The organism is Calidithermus terrae (genome assembly GCF_003574345.1).
In the GTDB taxonomy this organism is placed as follows: Bacteria; Deinococcota; Deinococci; order Deinococcales; family Thermaceae; genus Calidithermus; species Calidithermus chliarophilus.
In genome coordinates this window covers 1-2,582 of sequence record NZ_QXDL01000346.1, presented here as the reverse complement: position 1 = coordinate 2,582, position 2,582 = coordinate 1, and the positions used below count along the sequence as shown (strand labels likewise).

General features: G+C 75.7%; 1 protein-coding gene. It reads left to right on the top strand.

Features of this window, described 5'->3' with window-relative positions; all coding sequences use genetic code 11:
• On the top strand, nucleotides 1-2,478 hold a 2,478-nt coding region (locus tag Mterra_RS20460), incomplete at its 5' end, for a tetratricopeptide repeat protein (RefSeq protein ID WP_147372988.1).
• Nucleotides 2,479-2,582: the final 104 nt, after the last annotated feature.

The following is a 2,582-nucleotide window of genomic DNA, read 5'->3' as shown; positions in this document are numbered from 1 at the left end:
GTCGGGGGGCCGGCCACCGGCAAGGGGGTGCTGCTGGGGGCCATCGAGCGCACCCTGCCCAGCACCCTGCGCGTGAACCTGGGGGGCGAGATGGCGCCCCAGCTCTACCTGATCGGGGAGCGGCTGGGGATACGGGAGGGCCTCGAGGCGCTGCTGGCCCAGCTCTCCCCCACCCAGCCCTACGCGCTGCAGAGCGCCCTACAGGACGACATCAAGGAGCTCTTAGGCGAGGCCATCGAGCGCGAGGGGGTCCCGCTCCTGCTCCGCGCCGAGGCCGACGGGCAGCTCGGCGGGCTGCCGCTGCGGGTGGGGGGCGAGCGCACCAACCTGACGCTGTGGCTCGAGCCCCTGCTGCGCCGGCTGTCGGTGCCCTACATCGCCGCGCTCAGCGAGCCCCCGGCCCACCTCGCCTACAGCCCGCTCTCGGCCCCCAGCCGCGCCGAGGCCCGGCGCTACGTGCGCGACCGGCTGCCCGAGCTGCCGCCTGAGCGGGTAGAGGCGCTGGTCAACCAGGCCGGGCGCAACTTCGGCGAGCTCTCGCGGCTGGTGCTGCTCGAGGCCGCCCAGCGCCAGGCCCAGCCCTCCAGCGACCTGCGCCAGGACCCCGCCCTCCAGCCCATCCTCGAGGCGCTGGCGGTGTTCTCGCTCGAGTCCGACCCCGCCGTGCCGGTGCCCCTGCTCGAGGCGGCCTTAGGCCGCAGCCTCTCCACCCTCTCCCAGGCCGAGCGCGCGCTGCTGCAACCGGCCAGCGACGGCTCGGGCCGGGGGCAGGGCGAGGCGCTGGTGCGCCCGGTGCTGCGCACCCTGCTGCCCGAGGTGCAGGGCGCCGAGGCCCAGCGGCTGCACGCCCTGGCGCTGGAGCACTACCGCCGGCGCGACCTCTTCCGCGCCCTGCACCACGCCTGGGGGGCGGGCGCGCTCGAGGTGCTGCTGGAGTTGCTGGCCGCCGACCCCTCGAGGCTCTCGCTGCTGCCGGGGCTGTGGGCCGGCTCGCAGGGCTGGCCCGCCGAGAAGCGCGAGGCCCTGGCGACGGTGCTGGTGCGCTACCGCGCGGTGCTGGGGCAGTACGCCCACCCCGAGGCGCTGGAGGCGCTCGAGCTGCTCTCGGGCTCGAAGAACCCGGCCACCCGGGCGTGGGCGCGGGTCAAGGCGGCCGAGGCCAAGGTGGACGCCGCCGACTACCCGGCCGCCCAGGCCCTGCTGCCCGACCTCGCCACCCTCAGCGGGGAGGTGCTGGCCGAGGGGCTGCTGGTGCACGCGGCCATCGCCCGCTGGCAGGGCGACTACGCCCAGGCCGAGGACGACGTGCAGCGGGCCCTGGCCCTGCCCATCCCGCCCTTCCTGGCCGACCGGGTGCGGCTGTGGCAGGGCCTGGTGGCGAAGGACGCGGGGCGCTTCAAGGAGGCGCTGGAGGCGCTCGAGCAGGTCCAGCACGACCCGCTGCTCTCCAGCCGCGCCCGCTACCAGGCCGGCGACCTCCTGATGCGGCTGGGCCGGGGCGAGGAGGCCGTCGAGCGCATGAAGCACGCCCTCGCCGGGCTCACGCCCACCGCCTCGGAGGAGGCCGCCCGCGTGCGGGCCCGCCTGGGCACGGCCCTGCGCCGCATCGGGCGCTACGAGGAGGCCGCCCAGCACCTCTACCGCGCCATCGCCGAGGCCCCCGACGCCTTCACCCGCGCCCGCGCCCAGAGCGAGGCGGGGGTGCTCGAGGCCGCCCGGCAGCACCCCTGGGAGGCCCTCAGCCTCACCGCCGAGGCCGAGCGCTACCTGCGCGGCGCCCGCGAGCGCCGCAGCGAGGCCCAGTACCGCTACCGCCGCACCATCTTCCGCCTGGCGGTGGCCTACTGGGTCTGGGAGACCGGCGACCCCTACCGCCCGCCCTTCCACGGCGGCAAGCCCGCCCCCCAGGCCCAGCGCCTGCTCGAGGGCCTGTGGAAGGAGTTGCAGCAGGAGTCGCCCAAGGGCGACCGCTACACCGGGCTGATGCTCGACACGGCGCTCATGCTCTCGCTCTTGCTCGAACCCGCCGCCGCCCAGGCGCTGCTGCACCCCTTCCTCCGGCTGGAAAACCCCTACCTGCGCGACCAGGCCCGCCTGGCCTACGCCGACGCGATGGGCCGCGAGCAGCGCTGGGGGGAGGTGCTGGCCCAGCTCGTGCAGCTCAGCGCGACGGAAGCTCCCCCGGCCCGCGTCACCAGCGAACTCCCGCCCGGCAAGGCCCCCGACCCCGGCGTCCAGGTCTGGAAGAGCGCCCTCGAGGCCCAGGCCCTGCTCGGCCTCAAACAGGAAGAGGCCGCCTGGGAGCGCCTGCAGAACCTGGGCCACCTCCCCGAGCCCTTCCGCGTCCAGCTCGGCCGCCTGCTGGGCCGCGCCTGGCCGCCCAGGCTGCTCAAGGAGCGCCTGGGGCAGTTCGCGCCGCTCGAGGCGGGCGAGGCGTTGGCGGTGTGGCTGCTGAGCCCGGCGGCGGTGAGCGTTTGAGGGGGTGTCGGTGGCCGGGCGTCGTACGTCTTGTGTCGTACGCCGTACGCAAAACGCCCTTTCCTTACCCCCTTTAGCAAGGGGGGCTGGGGGGGGATAAACCC